Below are 19,459 nucleotides of genomic sequence, written 5' to 3' on the forward strand. Positions count from 1 at the left end.
CCCGCTCGATTCGACCTCGCGTCAGATCGACCCGAACGTGATCGGCGAAGAGCACTACGCCATCACGCGCGGCGTGCAGCAAACGCTGCAGCGCTACAAGGAACTGCGTGACATTATCGCGATTCTGGGCATGGACGAACTCGCGCCGGAAGACAAGCTCGCCGTGGCGCGCGCTCGTAAGATCCAGCGTTTCCTGTCGCAGCCGTTCCACGTCGCTGAAGTGTTCACGGGCTCGCCGGGCAAGTACGTGCCGCTCAAGGAAACGATCCGCGGCTTCAAGATGATCGTGGGCGGTGAGTGCGATCATCTGCCGGAGCAGGCGTTCTACATGGTCGGCACGATCGACGAAGCCTTTGAAAAGGCCAAGAAGATCCAGTAACGGTCGGGTGTAACGAAGCGGGCGTCGGCTTGTACGCAGGTGCTACCTTTTTGGGTGGCTTTTGCGAAACCGGTGCCTCGTAATACGCTCAACCCGCCTTGCATGGGACGGGAGTAAGCGCCAAGGCGCTAACTTTGGTCGGCACAGGAGTCGATATGGCAACCATTAAAGTAGACGTCGTCAGCGCGGAAGAGGAAATCTTCTCGGGCCAGGCGAAATTCGTGGCGCTGCCTGGCGAAGCGGGCGAGCTCGGCATTCTGCCGGGACACACGCCGCTTATCACGCGGATTCGTCCGGGTGCGGTGCGCATCGAAGCTGAAAACGGCGAAGAAGAATTTGTGTTCGTCGCCGGCGGCATTCTTGAGATTCAGCCGGGTGCGGTGACGGTTCTGGCCGACACGGCCATCCGCGGCAAGGATCTCGACGAAGCCAAGGCCGAAGATGCACGCAAGCGCGCAGAAGAAGCGCTGCAAAACACAGGCTCGAACCTCGAATACGCTACCGCTCAGGCGGAACTTGCGTATGCGACGGCACAGCTCGCTGCGATCCAGCGTCTGCGCAAGTTGCGCGGTCAGAATTAAGCGAGCCGCAAGCGCGTTAAGGAAAAAGCAGCCGAAAGGCTGCTTTTTTTTCGACCACGCGTGACGTTTACGGCAAGGGAAACGAGATCAGGCCGATGACTCACGACCTCGCCTGCGGGTAACACTTGATGCCGTTGGGGCATAGCCCGGTGGCACAATCGGCAGCAACTCTTCGCAGAAATCGCAGAAACACCGCCAGGCCGTCGGAAGATTTCCCGACCCTCTCGGGGCCGCGCGCGGCGGCGACCCTGATGGGGCGCTTAACAGAGCGAGCATCCGTTCACGGAGACAACGCCATGGCAACCCAAGCGTCAGGTCGAGCCGCACTCATCAAACCGAAGGACGGGCTTTCCTACGTCCGCGGTTCGACCGATATCCCGCTAAGCGATGCGACGGTCGGACGATTCCTGCGCGACACGGCACGCCGCTTCGCCAGCCGGCCTGCCGTGGTGTTCCGCGAGCAAGGCATCCGCTGGACGTGGGCGGTTTTCGCGCAAGAGGTCGATGCGCTCGCGGCGGGTCTGCTCGCAGTGGGTATCAGCAAAGGCGACCGTGTCGGCATCTGGTCACCGAACCGGGTCGAGTGGTTGCTCACGCAGTTCGCGACGGCGCGCATCGGCGCCGTGTTGGTCAATATCAATCCCGCATACCGGTTGGCCGAACTCGAGTACGCGCTAAACAAGGTGGGATGCAAGGCCATCATCGCGGCCGAACGTTTCAAGTCGTCGATGTATCTGCAGATGCTGCAGGAACTGGCGCCTGAACTTGCCACGCACACTCCCGGCGATCTGCATGCGGCGCGCCTGCCGGAGCTGCGTGTCGTGATCCGCATGTGCGACAAGGGCGCGTCGGGCATGCTGAGTTTCTCCGACGTGATCGAGCAGGGCCGCGCCACGCTTGACACCACAAGGCTGGATGCAATCGGCGCGACCTTGTCCGCCGACGATCCGATCAACATCCAGTTCACCAGCGGCACGACCGGTAACCCGAAGGGCGCCACGCTCACGCACCGCAACGTCGTCAACAACGCGCGCTATATCGCGATGGCGATGGAGCTCTCGGAGGAGGACGGCCTTTGCATTCCCGTGCCGCTCTATCACTGCTTCGGCATGGTGCTGGCGGTGCTGGCCTGCGTATCGGTCGGCGCGAACATGGTCTTTCCCGGGGAAGCCTTCGATCCGGTCGCGACACTCACCGCTGTCGCCGAAGAAAGATGCACGGCGTTGCATGGTGTTCCCACCATGTTCATCGCAGAACTGGATCATCCGGAGTTCGCGCGTTTTGATCTCACGCGGTTGCGTACCGGCATCATGGCCGGCTCGCCATGCCCGATCGAGACCATGAAAAAGGTCGTGTCGAAGATGCACCTGGCGGAAATCACGATCGCCTACGGCATGACGGAAACCAGTCCAGTGTCGTTCCAGAGTTCGACGATTGACCCGCTGGACAAGCGGACCTCGACGGTGGGGCGCATCCAGTCCCATCTCGAAGTCAAAATCATTGACCCGCTGGGCAACATCGTCCCAATCGGCGAAACCGGTGAGCTATGTACGAAGGGATACTCCGTGATGCAGGGCTACTGGGGCGATGAGACGAAGACCCGCGAAAGCATCGTCGACGGCTGGATGCACACAGGCGATCTGGCGACGCTCGACGCCGACGGCTACTGCAATATCGTCGGCCGCCTCAAGGACATGCTGATTCGCGGCGGCGAGAACATCTATCCACGCGAGATCGAAGAGTTTCTGTTTCGCCATCCGAAGATCCAGAGCGTCCAGGTGTTTGGGGTGCCGGACGCAAAGTACGGGGAGGAGGTGTGCGCGTGGATCGTGTTGCGCGCCGGGGAACAGGCGAGCGCCGAGGAAGTGCAGGAGTTCTGCCGCGGTCAGATTGCCCACTACAAGGTGCCGAAATACATCCGCTTCGTTGATGATCTGCCGATGACGGTCACCGGCAAGGTGCAGAAGTTCGTGATGCGCGAACGGATGATCGAAGAGTTAAAGGTCAAGGAAGACAGGACCGCCTGAAACCACAACGGCGGCGCCACGTATTGTCGTGGAGCCGCCGTGTTTGAGCGGGAGGCGCAACCGTTCGCGAAACCTGACTGGCAACAGCTCGGTGAGAGCTCACCAGAACGACGCGCAAACGTTTGGCTAAAGAAAAAAAAAGCGGGCCTGGAGCCCGCTAAAAACCACACGCTACGGGGTTAGCGCGAGGAGACCATTGGAGGAACCGACTGGGTGGACGCTCTATGCGTCGACCACGGCCCCAGCAAGGATGCCCCTTTACAGGGCTTCGGCATAGCGCCGACCGGCAAGTGCATCGTATCCGCTCACACCACGCACCCAGCCACATCCGTGTTGAAACCGTTGAAAAGCATTGTGGGCGAATAAGTCCGGTATGACGGTAACAAAGTGTTTCAGGTTGTAACGCCCGCCAGATAAGGCTTCGCAGGACTTATTGCCATTGAAAGCCGTTTAAAACGTAAATATTACCGATGCCTTCGACCGTCATTACTCGGGTTCGTTTGATGCTTCTGCAGCGGTCCGCGCAGCGTAACTGATTCAGACTTCACCGCATGAAACCATGGCCGGTGTCGCGCCATGCCCGCCGGATAGCGGCCAGATGGCCGATACGGCTCTATTAAACACCGCGGCTGTATGATGAAAGTACGCGTAACGCTGCGGCGCACACTCAAATCCGGCCGACTCACTGCGCGAGTCTGGCCGCGCGGCCGAAGCCGTCAATCGCGTAATTTACTATCGACTTACCTGAAGATGCGCGGTTACAGGATTGTGTCGGTGCGCGCCGCTTACGGGGCCGGTTTACTTCAACCACTTGTCGGCGATCGCCTGGTATTCGCCGCTAGCTTGCGCCAGATGCAACCATTGGTCGACATATTGCTGGAACACCACGTCACCGCGCGGCAGCAACCAGGCCTTCTCGCCGTATTGAAATGGCTTATCGGGATGAACCGAGCACAGGCCGGGGTTAAGTTTCTGCTGTAGGAGCGTCTCTGAAGCGTCAGTCACCATCACATCCGCCTTGCCGCCGAGGATCTGTTTGAAGATCGTCACATTGTCCGGATACACGGTAAGGTTGGCGTGGGGGAAAGACTGCCTCGCGAAGCGCTCGTTCGTTCCACCGGGGTTGACGATGACGCGGGTCGCGGGCTGGTCGATCTCGGCGACGGTCTGATACTTCTTCACGTCGTCGCAGCGCACGATCGGCGTCTTGCCGTCGACCATATACGGTTTGGTGAAAAACGCGCGCTTTTGCCGCTCAAGCGATGGCGAGACGCCGCCTACGGCGATATCGCACTTCGCCACAAAGTCGTTCATCAGGTTGGACCACGACGTCTTGATGTATTCGACCTTCACGCCCAGCGATTTCGCGAGCGATTCGGTCATGTCGATGTCGATTCCTTCGAACTGCCCATCGCCTTTGTAGAAGGAGTACGGCCGGTAGTCGCCAGTCGTGCAGGCGCGCAGTGTGCCGCGCGCGAGAATTTCGTCGAGCCGCGACGGCGCTGTGGACGCACCGTTGCCGCCAGCCGTGGCGGTAGAGCCCGGCACACCTTGCGCGTTTGCGACCCCGCCCATCCCGGGCGTCCCGGCCAGCAGCGCCAAGGCCAGAATCCATGCTGCCTTTCTCATCGGATCTCCTCGAGTCCCGTCATTGTCAGGTAAGGCCGCTGATCATAGCCTGCCCATCCGCCCTTGAACATTAGCCGGACAGCCATGGGAAAACGCCCTGGCGAACCGTTATTGCCCCGATCAATGAAGATGCAGGATCGTCCCCGCTGCGTCCGGTAAAATGCCCCTTTGCCTTCAGTCGCACGCAACGTGGCCCATAACCTTCTCAACGACACCTTCCTGCGCGCGCTGCTGCGCCAGCCGACCGACTACACGCCAATCTGGCTCATGCGTCAGGCGGGCCGGTACCTGCCGGAATACAACGCGACGCGCGCTCGCGCAGGCAGTTTTCTTGGTCTCGCGAAGAGTCCTGCCTACGCGACTGAAGTGACGCTGCAGCCACTCGAACGCTATCCGCTCGACGCAGCCATCCTGTTCTCCGACATTCTCACGGTGCCCGACGCCATGGGCCTCGGGCTGGAGTTCGTGGCCGGCGAAGGTCCTAGCTTTGCACATCCGGTGCGCACTGAAGCTGACGTCGCGCGCCTTGCCGTGCCGGATATCGGCGCCACGCTGCGCTACGTGACAGACGCGGTGAGCGAAATCCGCAAGGCGCTGACGGATGCGCAAGGTCGCCAGCGCGTGCCGCTGATCGGCTTTTCCGGCAGCCCGTGGACGCTCGCCTGCTACATGGTCGAAGGCAGCGGTTCGGCGGACTTCCGCACGGTGAAGTCCATGCTGTACGCCCGCCCGGACCTGATGCACCGGATTCTGGAGGTGAACGCGAAGTCTGTTGCCGCTTACCTGAACGCACAGATCGAAGCTGGCGCGCAAGCCGTGATGATTTTCGACACCTGGGGCGGGGCACTGGCTGACGGCATCTATCAGCGCTTCTCGTTGCACTACATCGAACAGGTCGTGAGCCAGCTCAAACGCGATCACGACGGCGAGAGAGTGCCCGTGATCACCTTCACGAAGGGCGGCGGCTTGTGGCTCGACGAGATTGCGGCCACCGGCGTCGATGCGGTCGGCCTCGACTGGACCGTGAATCTCGCCAAGGCCCGCGAGCGGGTCGGCGATCGAGTGGCTCTGCAGGGCAATATCGACCCGTCGGTGCTGTTCGCGCCGCCCTCGGCGATTCGCATCGAAGCGCGTGCGGTGCTCGACAGCTTCGGCAATCACCCCGGCCACGTCTTCAACCTCGGACACGGCATTTCGCAGTTCACGCCGCCGGAAAATGTCGCCGAGCTGGTCGACGAAGTCCATCGCCACAGTCGCACGATTCGCGCTGCCGCAGCAGCCGGAACCACGCCAAACGCGTGACACTTTTGTTGCAGTGCGGCGACGTGGGCTCTCGGACTAAGGGAAAAATAGTGTCAACTGGGCCGTCAGGCGGCGCTTCCGTACTTGTCAAGACTTGACTTATACACATTCATCACGCTGCGGCGCGGTAGAGGGTTTGGTCACGGCAATTCGCTTGCAAGTTGCGTGCGCATTCGATCTAGGCCTTGACTGGCAAGGGTTTCGTCGGATCAGGGAGAAATGTGCGGTACCCCACACAACGCAGTACTGGCGCGGTTTTTGGTCCTTCCAGAGCGAGTTCTCAACAAAGTTATCCACAGGACACCCGGGCCAACACCAATTGTTCAGTAGATTCCAAAACTTAGCGCCGGAAGTGATGTTTTACTTTAACTTCACCCGGTTCACTGCCTCGTCACCGGGCATCGGTCCGATGTTCGAACCGCCTGCGCCGACCCAATTGCGATCCTGAATTCCACGTGAGTCCCGTTTTCGTCCGCGTCGCGCTCGATCATCCGTTGCCGACCCTGTTCGACTATCGCTGCGATGCCGCCGAGCCGCCGCTGCCGGGCACGCTCGTCAGTGTGCCATTCGGCAGGCGCCAGGTGGTCGGGCTAGTCTGTGAAGTGACCACTCACAGCGACGTACCGGTCGACAAACTGCGCGCCCTGGACAGCTTATGCGATGCCTGTCCGCCCTTGTCGGCCGAATGGCTGGCGCTTGCCGCCTTTGCCGCGGACTACTATCAGCGGGGCTTGGGCGAAGTCGCGCTGCCGGCTTTGCCGCAGGCGTTGCGCGACCCGTCGCGCTGGGCGCGCCTGCTCGCGCCCCACGAGTTGTACCGCTTGCTGCCGGCCGGCCGGGCAGCGCTGCCCGATGCGTTACCCGCGCGTGCGACTGTGTTGCGAAAACTGGCGCAGGCGCTCGTTGACGCCGAGGCGGGAGCGCTACTCGTGGCCGACGCCCGCGCGATCCATCCGAAGGCCGTAGCGACGCTCGATGCGTGGCGAGCCGAAGGCTGGCTAGAGCGGGAAGTGACCGAAGCGGCGGCACTGGCTTTGATTGCGCCGCCGCCGGGCAGCGCTGCGCAACGAGCCGCACCGCCTACGCTACCCACCCTGACCGATGAGCAAGCCGCAGCCGTCGAAGCAATTCGCGACGCCAATGGCTTCGCACCGTTCCTGCTGCACGGTGTGACCGGCAGCGGCAAGACAGAGGTGTATCTGCGCGCGCTTGCCGCGATTCTGGCGGCGCGGCCCGACGCCCAGGCGCTCGTCCTCGTGCCCGAAATCAATCTCACGCCGCAATTCGAAGCAGCATTCCGCGCCCGTTTTGCGGCGCTTGAGGGCAGCTCGATCGTCACGTTGCACAGCGGTCTGGCCGAGGGTGAACGGGCGCGCAACTGGTTCGCGGCACACAGCGGCCGTGCCCGGATCGTGCTCGGCACGCGGCTCGCGGTGCTCGCCTCGCTGCCCAAGCTGGCGATCATCGTCGTCGACGAGGAGCACGACCCGGCCTACAAGCAGCAGGAAGGCTTGCGCTATTCGGCGCGCGATCTGGCCATCTGGCGCGCCAAGCAACTGGACTTGCCGGTGGTACTCGGCTCCGCGACGCCCTCGCTGGAAAGCTGGTGGCAGGCCGACCAGGGACGCTACACGCGGCTCACGCTGTCGCGGCGGGCGGTCGCCGAGGCGGTGTTGCCCACCGTCAAGCTGGTCGATCTCGAAGAAGAACGGCGACGTGGCCGCGCGTCAGTAGAAGGCCTGTCTGGGCCGCTGGTCGCGGCGCTGAAAGCGCGCCTCGAGCGCGGCGAACAGAGCCTCGTCTTTCTCAACCGCCGAGGCTACGCACCGCAACTGGCCTGCGACGCCTGTGGCTGGGTGGCCGGCTGTCCGCGCTGCAGCGCCTACGTGGTGCTGCACAAGCCGGAGCGTGCGTTGCGTTGCCATCACTGCGGCTGGGAAGCGCGCATTCCGCGCTCTTGTCCGGACTGCGGCAACGTGGACATCGCGCCGCTCGGGCGCGGAACGCAGCGCGTCGAAGAGACCTTGGCGAGCGCAGTCCCGGGTGCGCGCGTGCTGCGCATCGACGCTGACAGCACGCGGCGCAAAGGCAGTGCGCAAGCGCTCTTCTCCGACGTGCATGCGGGCGAGGTCGACATCCTGGTGGGCACGCAGATGATAGCCAAGGGGCACGATTTTCAACGCGTCTCGCTGGTGGGCGTGCTCAATGCCGACACCGCGCTGTTCTCGCACGACTTCCGCGCAAGTGAGCGCCTGTTTGCCCAACTGATGCAGGTGAGCGGCCGCGCCGGTCGAGCAGGACTACCCGGCGAGGTGCTGGTGCAGACGCGCTATCCGCGGCACGCGCTGTATCACGCGCTGGGACGGCACGACTACGTCGGCTTCGCCAACTCGACGTTGGCCGAACGGCGCGACGCCCATCTGCCGCCGTTCGTCTATCAGGCCCTGCTGCGCGCCGAAGGCCGCACGCTCGAAGCGGCGCTCGTTTTTCTCCAGCAAGCCGCTGCGGCGCTGGCGGAAATGCCGTCCGCCGAACGGGTGACGGTCTACGACGCCGTGCCGCTGACCATCGTCAAGGTCATGCATGTGCACCGCGCGCAACTGCTGATCGAAAGTGCCTCGCGCGGCGCGCTGCAAGCCACGCTGCGCGCTTGGCAGCCGGTTTTGCGCACCTTGAAGGGCGTATTGCGCTGGAATCTCGAGGTCGATCCGCTCGATATCTGAGGCCGTCGTCGGGCCCACTGGCCCCGTCCGGCGTGCAAATCCCTTTCAGTCATATTCATAGAGCGAAAGGTCGTTTCATTTCCGAAGGCCGCTCAACTATATTTCGCCAGAATCGGCGCAGTTTTAACAACAATCCCAATTTCTCCCGCGCCGACGCACCTCAACCTTCGGGGCTTTGCGATGAGCGATACCAATCACAGTCTATCGGCGGGCGCAGCAACACCGGCCAGATCCGATTCCAACCGTGACACCGACGTCAAACATGGCGGTGGTCTGTTCGCGACCGAGGACTGGTGGGCCGTGTGGATCGGCCTGCTGGTGATCGTCGTCGCGTGGGGGTTCTTTGCCTCGGGCAGCAGCATCAAATGGCTCGCGGTCGCCCCGGTCAAATGGACGGATCCGGCTCTGGCGGCGCAAGACCTGCTCAAACACCTGCCGAACTATGCCGCGCTGTTTGTCGTGTTCGCCGTGCTGTTTGGCGTCAGCCTCGCCGCTTTAAAGCAGCGGCTTGCGCATTTTCTGCCGTCGTTCCTGATCCTGTTCATTGCGTCGATACTGATTTTCACGCTCGGCGCATGGGCCAGCGCTTCCCGGTACAACCTCGAACCGCCGCTGGTTGCGCTCGTGCTCGGCCTGGTGATCTCGAATGTGTTCGGGTTGCCCGAATGGTTCCTGGCCGGGTTGCGCGTCGAGTTTTATATCAAGGTGGGCATCGTGCTGCTCGGCGCGACACTGCCGTTGACGTTGCTCGTGTGGGCCGGTCCGGTTGCGGTCGGGCAGGCCAGCATCGTCTCGCTAGTGACGTTCTTCGTGATCTTCTTCGTCGCCAAGGCCTTCGGCCTCGACCGCCGCTTTGCCGCGGTGCTGGGCGTGGGCGGTGCGGTCTGCGGCGTCTCGGCGGCCATCGCGATTGCGGGCGCTGTGCGCGCCAAGCGCGAACAGGCTTCGGTGGCGATCACGCTGGTGATCCTGTGGGCCATCGTGATGATCTTCGTGCTGCCGTTCGCATCACGCTCGCTCGGACTTTCGACGGCGGTCGGCGGCGCGTGGATCGGCACCTCGGAATTCGCCGACGCGGCCGGCATCGCCGCCGCCCAGGCCTACGGCGACCTGGCCAAACAGGCTGGCGGCGCCATCGCCGGCGCGCCCGAAGCCTCGGTGCAGGCGTTCACGCTCATGAAGGTGGTGGGGCGCGACATCTGGATCGGCATCTGGGCGTTCGTGCTGGCGTTCGTCGCCTCGACCCGTTGGGAGAGCCAGGAGAGTGGCGTCAAGTCGAAGGCAAACCCGGGCGAGATCTGGGCGCGCTTTCCGAAATTCGTGATCGGCTTTGTGATTGCGTCGGCGCTCGTGACGTGGATCGCGAGCCACTATTCGCTGGCAGATTACCGCAAGGTGGTGACACCGGAGTTCGTTGCGCCGATTACCGCGCTGCGCACCTGGGCGTTCATTTTCTGCTTCCTGAGCATCGGGCTGACCACACGGTTGCGCCTGCTGACGGCCACCGGCATCAAGCCGTTCCTCGCCTTCACGGCTGGCGTCATCGTCAATGTCGCCATCGGCTACGCGCTGTCCGCGCACGTGTTCGCATCGTATTGGAATAGCTTGGGGCAGGGCTCGTGACGAGTCCCGCGGAGGAGCGTATCGAGACTGCCGCGCGCGCACTGCGTGCGCGCCGGCCGAGTTGTGCCGGTTGCCGGTACCGCGCTGACGATCGACACACACTTGAGCAGAGCATCCCGGGCCTCGTGGTATTCAGTTCGGGGTTTGGGGCGAGCGTAGCCACGAGCCGGCTCTGCCGTCTGCACGACCAGTTGGTCTCGCCAGACGACTCCTGCAGCCAGTTCGCGCCGAACGCGTAAGGGAGAGGCTTATTTCCCGATGGCGCGGCGCGCGCTGTCGATCACTGCAAGCTCATCCTCTGCTTCGCGCGTGTCGGAGTACGTCGCGCCGCGGACGAACAAATATGCGCACGTTGCGCACATGCTCCAGATTGCTGCCAGTACCAGCCACTTTTCCATTTCGAACACCCCGTAACCCCGTTACGTGCGCTAGCGCGCATCATGTTCTGTATAACGGCGTAATTCTGCGTTTCGATAAGGGTCGCCAGAAAAGAATTTCATAGGGGAAAATACCGATCCTGCCCGGGATCGCTCGCGGGTGACCCAACCGCCGCAAACCCCGGTCGTACAAGGTTTTGACAATGGTGCAACCATGCCGTCCGTGTGGTTGCACCTTTTTATTGGGAGGCGTACGATTCGGCCAACTTTTTTAGTCTTTGGCCGGCGCGGCTTGGCTGGCATACGAAGGAAACATGGCTAGCACCACCCTCGGCGTCAAGGTCGACGATCTCCTGCGTACCCGGCTGAAAGATGCCGCTACGCGTCTCGAACGCACTCCACACTGGCTGATCAAGCAGGCCATCTTCGCGTACCTCGAACGTATCGAACACGGTCAATTGCCCGCCGAACTGTCCGGCGCGCACGGCTCGGCCGATCTGGCCGATGGCGCGAGCGTTGAATCCGAAGAGGACGGGGCGTCGCACCCGTTTCTGGATTTCGCGCAGAACGTGCAACCGCAATCGGTGCTGCGCGCGGCGATCACCGCGGCTTACCGTCGTCCTGAGCCGGAATGCGTGCCGTTCCTGCTCGGCCAGGCGCGCCTGCCGGCCAATCTCGCCAACGATGTGCAGGCGATGGCGAGCAAGCTGGTTGAAACGCTGCGCGGCAAGAGCAAGGGTGGCGGCGTCGAAGGGCTGATTCACGAGTTTTCGCTGTCGAGCCAGGAAGGTGTGGCGCTGATGTGCCTCGCCGAAGCGCTGCTGCGGATTCCCGATCGCGCTACGCGCGACGCGCTGATTCGCGACAAGATCAGCAAGGGTGACTGGAAATCGCACGTCGGCCAGGCACCGTCGCTGTTCGTCAACGCTGCCACGTGGGGGCTGATGATCACCGGCAAGCTGGTGACGACCAATAGCGAAACGGGCCTGTCGTCGGCGTTGACGCGTCTGATCGGCAAGGGCGGCGAGCCGCTGATCCGCAAGGGCGTCGATATGGCGATGCGCCTGATGGGCGAGCAGTTCGTCACCGGCGAGAACATCTCCGAGGCGCTCGCGAACAGCCGCAAATTCGAAGCGCGCGGATTCCGCTATTCGTACGACATGCTTGGCGAAGCGGCCACCACCGAAGCCGACGCGCAGCGTTACTACGCGTCGTACGAGCAGGCAATCCACGCCATCGGCAAGGCGGCCGGCGGCCGCGGCATCTACGAAGGCCCAGGCATTTCGATCAAGCTCTCGGCGCTGCACCCGCGCTATGCGCGCTCGCAGTACGAACGCACGATGAGCGAACTGCTGCCGCGCGTGCGCTCGCTCGCGATCCTCGCGCGTCGCTACGACATTGGCCTGAACATCGACGCGGAAGAGGCCGACCGCCTCGAAATCTCGCTGGATCTGCTTGAAGCGCTGTGCTTCGATCCTGAACTGGCGGGCTGGAACGGCATTGGTTTCGTGGTGCAGGCGTATCAGAAGCGCTGCCCGTTCGTGATCGACTACATCATCGATCTGGCACGTCGCAGCCGTCACCGCATCATGGTGCGCCTCGTGAAGGGCGCTTACTGGGATAGCGAAATCAAGCGTGCCCAAGTGGACGGCCTTGAAGGCTATCCGGTCTACACGCGCAAGATCTACACAGACGTCTCGTACGTGGGCTGTGCGAAGAAGCTACTCGGTGCGCCGGACGCGGTGTATCCGCAATTCGCCACGCACAACGCGCATACACTCTCGGCCATCTATCACCTCGCGGGCCAGAACTACTATCCCGGCCAATACGAGTTCCAGTGCCTGCACGGCATGGGCGAGCCGCTCTACGAAGAAGTCACGGGCCGCGACAAGCTGAACCGTCCGTGCCGCGTGTACGCACCGGTCGGCACGCATGAAACGCTGCTCGCGTATCTGGTGCGACGCCTGCTGGAAAACGGCGCGAATACCTCTTTCGTGAACCGCATCGCTGACGAAAACATCGCGATCAAGGATCTGGTGGCCGATCCGGTTGATGAAGCGTCGAAGGTCGTGCCGCTCGGCGCGCCGCACGCGAAGATCCCGCTGCCGCGCAATCTGTATGGTGCGGAGCGCGTCAATTCGATGGGGCTGGATCTGTCGAATGAACATCGTCTGGCGTCCTTATCTTCGGCATTGCTGGCGAGCGCGCATCATCCTTGGCGCGCGACACCCATGCTCGAAGACAACGAAATCGCCGCGGGCACCGCGCGCGATGTGCGCAATCCGGCCGATCATCGCGATCTCGTCGGCACGGTTGTCGAAGCCACTTCGGAACATGTGAGTGCGGCGCTGTCGAATGCCGTAGCCACTGCGCCGATCTGGCAAGCGACGCCGGTCGAAGCACGCGCCGACTGCCTCGCACGTGCGGCCGATCTGCTCGAAGCGCAGATGCATACGCTGATGGGTCTGGTGGTGCGCGAAGCGGGCAAGTCGCTGCCAAACGCTGTCGCCGAAATCCGCGAAGCGATCGACTTCCTGCGTTACTACTCGGCGCAAATCCGTACCGAGTTCTCGAACGACACGCATCGTCCGCTCGGTCCGGTAGTTTGCATTAGCCCGTGGAATTTCCCGCTGGCGATTTTCATGGGTCAGGTTGCGGCTGCATTGGCGGCTGGCAATACGGTGCTGGCGAAGCCGGCTGAGCAGACTCCGCTGATTGCGGCGCAAGCTGTGCGTATTCTGCGCGAAGCCGGTGTGCCGGCAGGCGCGGTGCAACTGCTGCCGGGTGACGGCGAGACCGTGGGCGCAGCGCTGGTAGCCGATGCCCGCACGCGCGCGGTGATGTTTACCGGTTCGACCGAGGTGGCACGCCTGATCAACAGGACGCTTTCAAACCGTCTGGATGCAGAGGGCAAGCCGATTCCGCTGATCGCGGAAACGGGCGGACAGAACGCGATGATCGTCGATTCGTCGGCGCTCGCCGAGCAGGTGGTGGCGGACGTGCTGAACTCGGCGTTCGACTCGGCCGGTCAACGCTGTTCCGCGCTGCGCGTTCTTTGTCTGCAGGATGATGTCGCCGATCGCACGCTGGAAATGCTGACCGGCGCGATGCGCGAGCTCGCGGTGGGCAACCCGGATCGTCTGTCGATCGATGTCGGTCCAGTGATCGACGTGGAAGCGAAGCGCGGTATCGACGCGCACGTTGCGGCGATGCGCGAGAAGGGCCGCAAGGTCGTGCAACTGCCGATGCCGGAAGGCGGCGCACAAGGTACCTTCGTGCCGCCTACGCTGATCGAACTCGACAGCATCGACGAACTGAAGCGCGAAGTGTTCGGCCCAGTGCTGCATGTGGTGCGATATCGCCGCAGCGCGCTCGACAAGCTGCTCGAACAGATCCGCGCAACCGGTTACGGCCTGACGCTTGGCATCCACACGCGTATCGACGAAACGATCGCACATGTGATCAGCCGCGCGCATGTGGGCAACATCTACGTGAACCGCAATGTAGTGGGCGCGGTGGTCGGCGTGCAGCCGTTCGGCGGCGAAGGGCTGTCGGGCACGGGTCCGAAGGCCGGCGGCGCGCTTTATCTGCAGCGTCTGCTGGCGACGCGTCCGCCGGGTTTGCCGAAAACGCTGGCGCAGGCGCTGATCGCCGACGCCCCGCAGGCGATGGAAAACAGCGACAATCCGTCCTCGGCGCTGACAGCGCTGCGTGACTGGCTGATCAACGAGCGCCAGGCGTCGCTGGCGGCGCGTTGCGACGGCTACCTGTCGCAGGGTTTGGCGGGGGCCACGGCGGTGCTGCCCGGTCCGACCGGCGAGCGCAACACCTACACGCTCGGCGCGCGCGGCACGGTGTTGTGCGTGGCATCGACGGCGAGCGGTGCACGCGTGCAGTTTGCTGCCGCGCTTGCCACTGGCAACCGCGCGCTGTTCGACGGCGCTGCGGGCGAGCAACTGGTATCGGTGCTGCCTGCGGCCCTCAAGCCGTATGCAAGCGTAAAGAAGAGCGCCGATACGCCGTTCGACGCCGTGCTGTTCGAAGGCGACAGCGACGAGCTGCTCGCGCTGGTGAAGGAAGTGGCCAAGCGAGCGGGTCCGATTGTTTCGGTGCAGGGCGTAGCGGCACGCGCGCTGGAAAGCGGCGAAGAGGACTACGCGCTCGAACGTCTGCTGACGGAACGTTCGGTCAGCGTGAACACCGCAGCGGCAGGCGGCAATGCGAATTTGATGACGATCGGTTGAGCGAACCTTTAACGGTCGATTCAATTAAACGGAAGCGGTACGGTGACCCCGAAACCGCTCCACTCACACCTGGTACCAAGGAGAAGCTATGCAACACAAGATGAAACAGCTGGCAGGCGCTGCGCTCGTCGCAGCCATGTCGCTGGCGGGGACGGCACACGCACAGCAGGTCGAAGACGTGAAGGTCGGTTTTGCCGGCCCGATGACGGGCGCACAGGCTCACTACGGTGCGGACTTCCAGAACGGCATCACGCTGGCTGTGGAAGAAGAAAACGCAAGCAAGCCGGTGATCGGTGGCAAGCCGGTGCACTTCGTGCTCGACTCGGCGGATGACCAGGCCGACCCGCGCACCGGCACGACCGTTGCGCAGAAGCTGGTGGACGACGGCATCAAGGGCATGCTCGGCCACTTCAACTCGGGCACGACGATCCCGGCTTCGCGCATCTACGCGAATGCGGGCATTCCCGAAATCGCGATGGCGACGGCGCCTGAGTACACGCAACAAGGCTTCAAGACGACGTTCCGGATGATGACGTCCGATACGCAGCAAGGTTCGGTTGCCGGGACGTTCGCGGTGAAGAATCTTGGCATGAAGAAGATTGCGATCGTGGACGACCGCACGGCTTATGGGCAGGGTCTGGCTGACCAGTTCGAGAAGGCAGCCAAGGCGTCAGGTGGCGCGATCGTTGATCGTGAGTTCACGAATGACAAGGCTGTTGACTTCAAGTCGATTTTGACCAAGTTGAAGTCGGTTAATCCGGATCTGATCTATTACGGTGGTGCGGATTCGCAAGCTGCGCCGATGGTCAAGCAGATGAGGGAGCTTGGTGTCAAGGCTCCACTCATGGGCGGCGAGATGGTTCATACGCCGACGTTCCTGTCGCTCGCTGGTGATGCGGCTAATGGGACGGTTGCTTCGCTCGCTGGGTTGCCGCTTGATCAGATGCCTGGTGGTGCTGACTATATCGCCAGGTATAAGAAGCGCTTCAATGAGGATGTGCAGACGTACTCGCCGTATGCCTATGACGGTGCTAAGGCTATGTTCGCTGCTATGAAGAAGGCTAACTCTACCGATCCGGCTAAGTATTTGCCGTTCCTCGCCAAGACGGATATGCCGGCTGTGACTGCGGCTCATCTTGAATATGACGGTAAGGGTGATCTTAAGAATGGTGGGATCACGCTGTATAAGGTTGTTGATGGGAAGTGGACGACTTTGCAGAGCGTGGGCGGAAAGTAAGTTTTTTTTGCCTTGCGGCGCTTGAGGGTGGTTTAGTTTTCTAGTTGCTCTGCAAGCGTTCGATGGTTGGCTTGGTTGTTTATGCCCTGCGGGTCTTCTGACTCGTGGGGCTTTCTTTTTTTGCTTTGGCCTTTCCTTGCATTCTTAGTGGTTTGCTTGCGTTGCCCCTGTGCGGGGCGGCACTTACTTTCTTTGTCCCACAGGGACTACCTTCGGGTCGTCGCCGCAAAGAAAGTAAGCAAAGAAAGCGGGCTTCACACCGCTAGCCCGTAGGGGTCTACCACTGGCCTGAAGCCAGAGTGGTCCGCGCACGAGACCTGCCCTCGCAACACATCCGTCAGTGACACAGCACTCGTCCGCTCCAGCGTCGCGCTGCGCGCTCCGCCGTCGGGCATAACTGCCCCCTGCGCCGGCGCCTCGTTCATGCAGTTGTTTCGCCGGTTCGTCTCTCCACGGTTGGCCATTCGGATGACTCGTCGGTCGATCAAAAGTCCTCAACAATTGCGATGGTGTATGAAATTGGTCACATTGACATTTCATACGATAAACGTCGTATAATTCGGGGGTGCTTTTGACGATACCAGTTAAATATTGCGAGGTTAAGCAGGCGGTCGTTGCCGCGCTTAGGTCCGGCAGGTTTCAGCATGAGTCGCGTCGCAACGTCGATGTCAAAAATCTCCTTGCCATGGGGGAAGTGACGCCGCAGTTCGTGGAACGCGTCATCGTCAAGAGCGATGACACAGAGTACGTATCGTCGCCGCATCACAGGTTCGCGTCGATCGATGTTCATGTCATCGCGTCAGGTGGCTGGTACGTGAAGTTTTACTTCGTCAGCGATCCAGACACCATGTTTATAAGCGTTCACCAGTGAGCAGAACCATGAACACAAAACTGTATGAAGAAGGGGAGAAGAGCAAGGCGATCTGTCACAGCTGCCAGCAGCTCGTGAGTTCGACCTTTGCACGGCGCAATGTGCCGTTCAGTGACGGCAAAGGCGAGGTGAAGGACATCCTCGTCTCGGTCTGCGACCTGTGCGATCAAGTGGTCGCAATCCCGGCGCAGTCCACGCCGGCTATTCGCGAAACCCGTCAGAAGGAAGTGAAGGCCATCGAGGCCCAGTTGCCCGCCATTTATCTCGATATGCTTGACCTTGCCGCGTACACAATCGATAGCGCGAGCTCAACCGAGTTTCGCAAGGTTCTAATGATCTTGTACCTGCATCGCTTTGCCTCCGGCGAGTACCCCCGGGAGCGCTTGATGAAGGCGCATCGTTCGGCCGTGGCGCGCTTCAAGGAGCAGCGCGGAGCCGCGCGCAGGCGCCTTTCCATGAAGGTGACGCCGCGCATCGCCGAAGACATCAAGACGCTGACTGAGGATACGGCGATGAACCAAACAGAAGTGATCAAGTCGGTGATCTATCAGATTCAGGCGGATGTGATCGAGGCGCGCAAACCGGCTTTGATGAAGGAGCTCGGCGCGTTAGCTGTGATCTCCGCCTAGCGGCCAGTCGTCGCGAGCGCGTCGAGCGGCCCCGCTCCGCCGACAAGGCCGTCCGTGCGTCAACTATTCCCCTTCACCTCTTAGCTTGCGCCCCTGCTCCCGAATCTGTTCCAAGGTTGCGCCAGGTGTGCTCGCTTCCTGCGGCATGCGAATCTCGATCACCGCTGCGCGTTTTGCCGCCAGCGAACGCTCGAGCGCCGGCAGGAAATCCTCGGTACGTTCCACTGTCTCGCCATGTGCGCCGAACGATCGCGCGAACGCCGCGAAATCCGGATTGGTGAGGCCCGTGCCGTGCACACGGTTCGGATAGTGCCGCTCCTGGTGCATGCGGATCGTGCCAAAGTGGCTGTTGTTCACGACAATGAACAGCACGTGCAGGTCGTATTGCATCGCCGTCGCCAGTTCCTGAGCGGACATCATGAAGCAGCCGTCGCCTGCCAGTGCCACAACCGTGCGCTGCGGATAGAGCGACTTCGCCGCAATCGCCGCCGGCACGCCGTAGCCCATCGCGCCGCTGGTTGGCGCGAGCTGCGAACGAAAATGCCGGTACGAGAAATGTCGATGCAACCATGTGGCGTAGTTACCCGCACCGTTGGTCACGATGGCATCCTCGGGCAAGCGCGCGCGCAGTTGCTGAATCACCTCGCCCATCTGCACGTTGCCAGGAATCGGGCGCGGCGTGCGCCACTCGAGGTAGGAGCGATGCGCTTCTTCTGCTGCTCCCGCCCACGACGGCTTTCCGGAAGGAGGCTGCAAGGCCGCGAGAAGTGATGCGAGCTCAGGCATCCCGGACACGATCGGCAAATCAGCCGAATACACGCGACCCAATTCCTCCGCCCCCTGATGCACATGAACCAAAGTCTGCCTGGTCTTTGGAATATCGAGCAGTGTGTAGCCGCCCGTCGTCGCTTCGCCCAGGCGCGGGCCGAACACCAGCAGGAGATCGGCGTCTCCGATCCGCTTCGCAAGCGTCGGATTGATGCCAAGGCCCACATCGCCTGCGTAATTGGGGTGCTCGTTATCGAGCGTGTCCTGAAAGCGGAACGCGAGGCCAACCGGCAACTGCCAGTTCTCGACGAAGCGCTGCAGATCAGCACTCGCCGCGGATGTCCAGCCGCTACCGCCGGCAATTACGATTGGCCGCTGTGCGCCTTCGAGCCTCTGGCGAAGCTGATCGATCTGCGCCGCAGACGGCGATGCCGCCACACGGTGATAGGCAGGCGCGCCTGGCACCATCGCACATGCATCGCTCAATACATCTTCCGGCAACGACAGCACGACCGGCCCCGGTCGTCCCGAGGTCGCAGTATGGAACGCGTGACTCAGGTATTCCGGAATGCGACGCGGATCATCGATCTGCGCGACCCACTTCGCCATCTGGCCGAACATGCGTCGATAGTCGATTTCCTGGAAAGCCTCGCGGTCGAGATGTTCGCGTGCGCATTGGCCGATCAGCAGGATCATCGGCGTCGAATCCTGGAAGGCGGTGTGCACGCCGATCGATGCGTGCGTCGCGCCGGGCCCGCGCGTGACGATTGCCACGCCGGGACGGCCGGTCAGCTTGCCGACCGCTTCGGCCATATTCGCCGCGGCCGCTTCGTGCCGGCAGACGACGGTCTGGATACTTTCAGTCTCGTCGTGCAGCGAGTCGAGCACGGCGAGAAAGCTCTCGCCGGGCACACAGAAAACACGTTCGACACCGTGCGTCAGCAGGGCATCGACTACAAGGCGCGCACCCGTGGTGGTGGCGGAAGCGGGAACATTCGTCAGCGGCATTGCGGTGAAGCCTCCAGTCGGATCTCGTCGGTCGGCTGGTCGGCCACGTGGGGCCGACGGG

General features: G+C 62.2%; 10 protein-coding genes and 1 pseudogene. 9 read left to right on the forward strand and 2 right to left on the reverse strand.

The annotated features are described in order from the left end of the window. The 3 genes and pseudogenes from M0954_RS15855 to M0954_RS15865 form a co-directional block, all read left to right on the forward strand. A pseudogene (locus M0954_RS15855) lies at window positions 1-379 on the forward strand (F0F1 ATP synthase subunit beta); the annotation flags it as partial. Window positions 380-534: 155 nt separating this feature from the next. Beyond that, a complete protein-coding gene (locus tag M0954_RS15860) occupies window positions 535-960 on the forward strand; it encodes a F0F1 ATP synthase subunit epsilon (protein ID WP_074262935.1) in 426 nt (141 codons plus the stop codon). Window positions 961-1,256: 296 nt separating this feature from the next. Further along, the gene (locus M0954_RS15865) at window positions 1,257-2,987 is read left to right on the forward strand and encodes an AMP-binding protein (RefSeq protein WP_297354196.1); all 1,731 of its coding nucleotides are present in this window, start codon (window positions 1,257-1,259) and stop codon (window positions 2,985-2,987) included. 798 nt (window positions 2,988-3,785) lie between these two features. On the opposite strand, the gene M0954_RS15870 is transcribed toward M0954_RS15865, so the two are convergent. Beyond that, window positions 3,786-4,616: a transporter substrate-binding domain-containing protein gene (locus tag M0954_RS15870; protein WP_122152927.1), complete on the reverse strand. Its 831-nt coding sequence runs from the start codon at window positions 4,614-4,616 to the stop codon at window positions 3,786-3,788. A gap of 189 nt (window positions 4,617-4,805) precedes the next feature. On the opposite strand from M0954_RS15870, the gene hemE reads away from it, so the two are divergent. From hemE to M0954_RS15900, 6 genes are all read left to right on the forward strand, one after another. Next, window positions 4,806-5,918: a uroporphyrinogen decarboxylase gene (hemE, locus tag M0954_RS15875; protein WP_122155486.1), complete on the forward strand. Its 1,113-nt coding sequence runs from the start codon at window positions 4,806-4,808 to the stop codon at window positions 5,916-5,918. Window positions 5,919-6,373: 455 nt separating this feature from the next. Next, on the forward strand, window positions 6,374-8,641 hold the full coding sequence (locus tag M0954_RS15880; protein WP_297354198.1) for a primosomal protein N': 2,268 nt from the start codon (window positions 6,374-6,376) through the stop codon (window positions 8,639-8,641). A 180-nt stretch (window positions 8,642-8,821) separates the two neighbouring features. Then, on the forward strand, window positions 8,822-10,264 hold the full coding sequence (locus M0954_RS15885; RefSeq protein ID WP_122152925.1) for a putative sulfate exporter family transporter: 1,443 nt from the start codon (window positions 8,822-8,824) through the stop codon (window positions 10,262-10,264). Between the two features lie 691 nt (window positions 10,265-10,955). Beyond that, the gene (gene putA, locus M0954_RS15890; protein WP_297354200.1) at window positions 10,956-14,885 is read left to right on the forward strand and encodes a trifunctional transcriptional regulator/proline dehydrogenase/L-glutamate gamma-semialdehyde dehydrogenase; all 3,930 of its coding nucleotides are present in this window, start codon (window positions 10,956-10,958) and stop codon (window positions 14,883-14,885) included. Between the two features lie 88 nt (window positions 14,886-14,973). Beyond that, a complete protein-coding gene (locus M0954_RS15895) occupies window positions 14,974-16,122 on the forward strand; it encodes a branched-chain amino acid ABC transporter substrate-binding protein (RefSeq protein WP_122152923.1) in 1,149 nt (382 codons plus the stop codon). A 999-nt stretch (window positions 16,123-17,121) separates the two neighbouring features. Next, a complete protein-coding gene (locus M0954_RS15900) occupies window positions 17,122-17,622 on the forward strand; it encodes a hypothetical protein (RefSeq protein WP_297354202.1) in 501 nt (166 codons plus the stop codon). Window positions 17,623-17,685: 63 nt separating this feature from the next. On the opposite strand, the gene M0954_RS15905 is transcribed toward M0954_RS15900, so the two are convergent. Then, complete coding sequence (locus M0954_RS15905) at window positions 17,686-19,398, reverse strand: thiamine pyrophosphate-binding protein (protein WP_122152920.1); 1,713 nt, start codon at window positions 19,396-19,398, stop codon at window positions 17,686-17,688. Window positions 19,399-19,459: the final 61 nt, after the last annotated feature.

The organism is Paraburkholderia sp. (assembly GCF_026225065.1).
GTDB lineage: Bacteria > Pseudomonadota > Gammaproteobacteria > Burkholderiales > Burkholderiaceae > Paraburkholderia.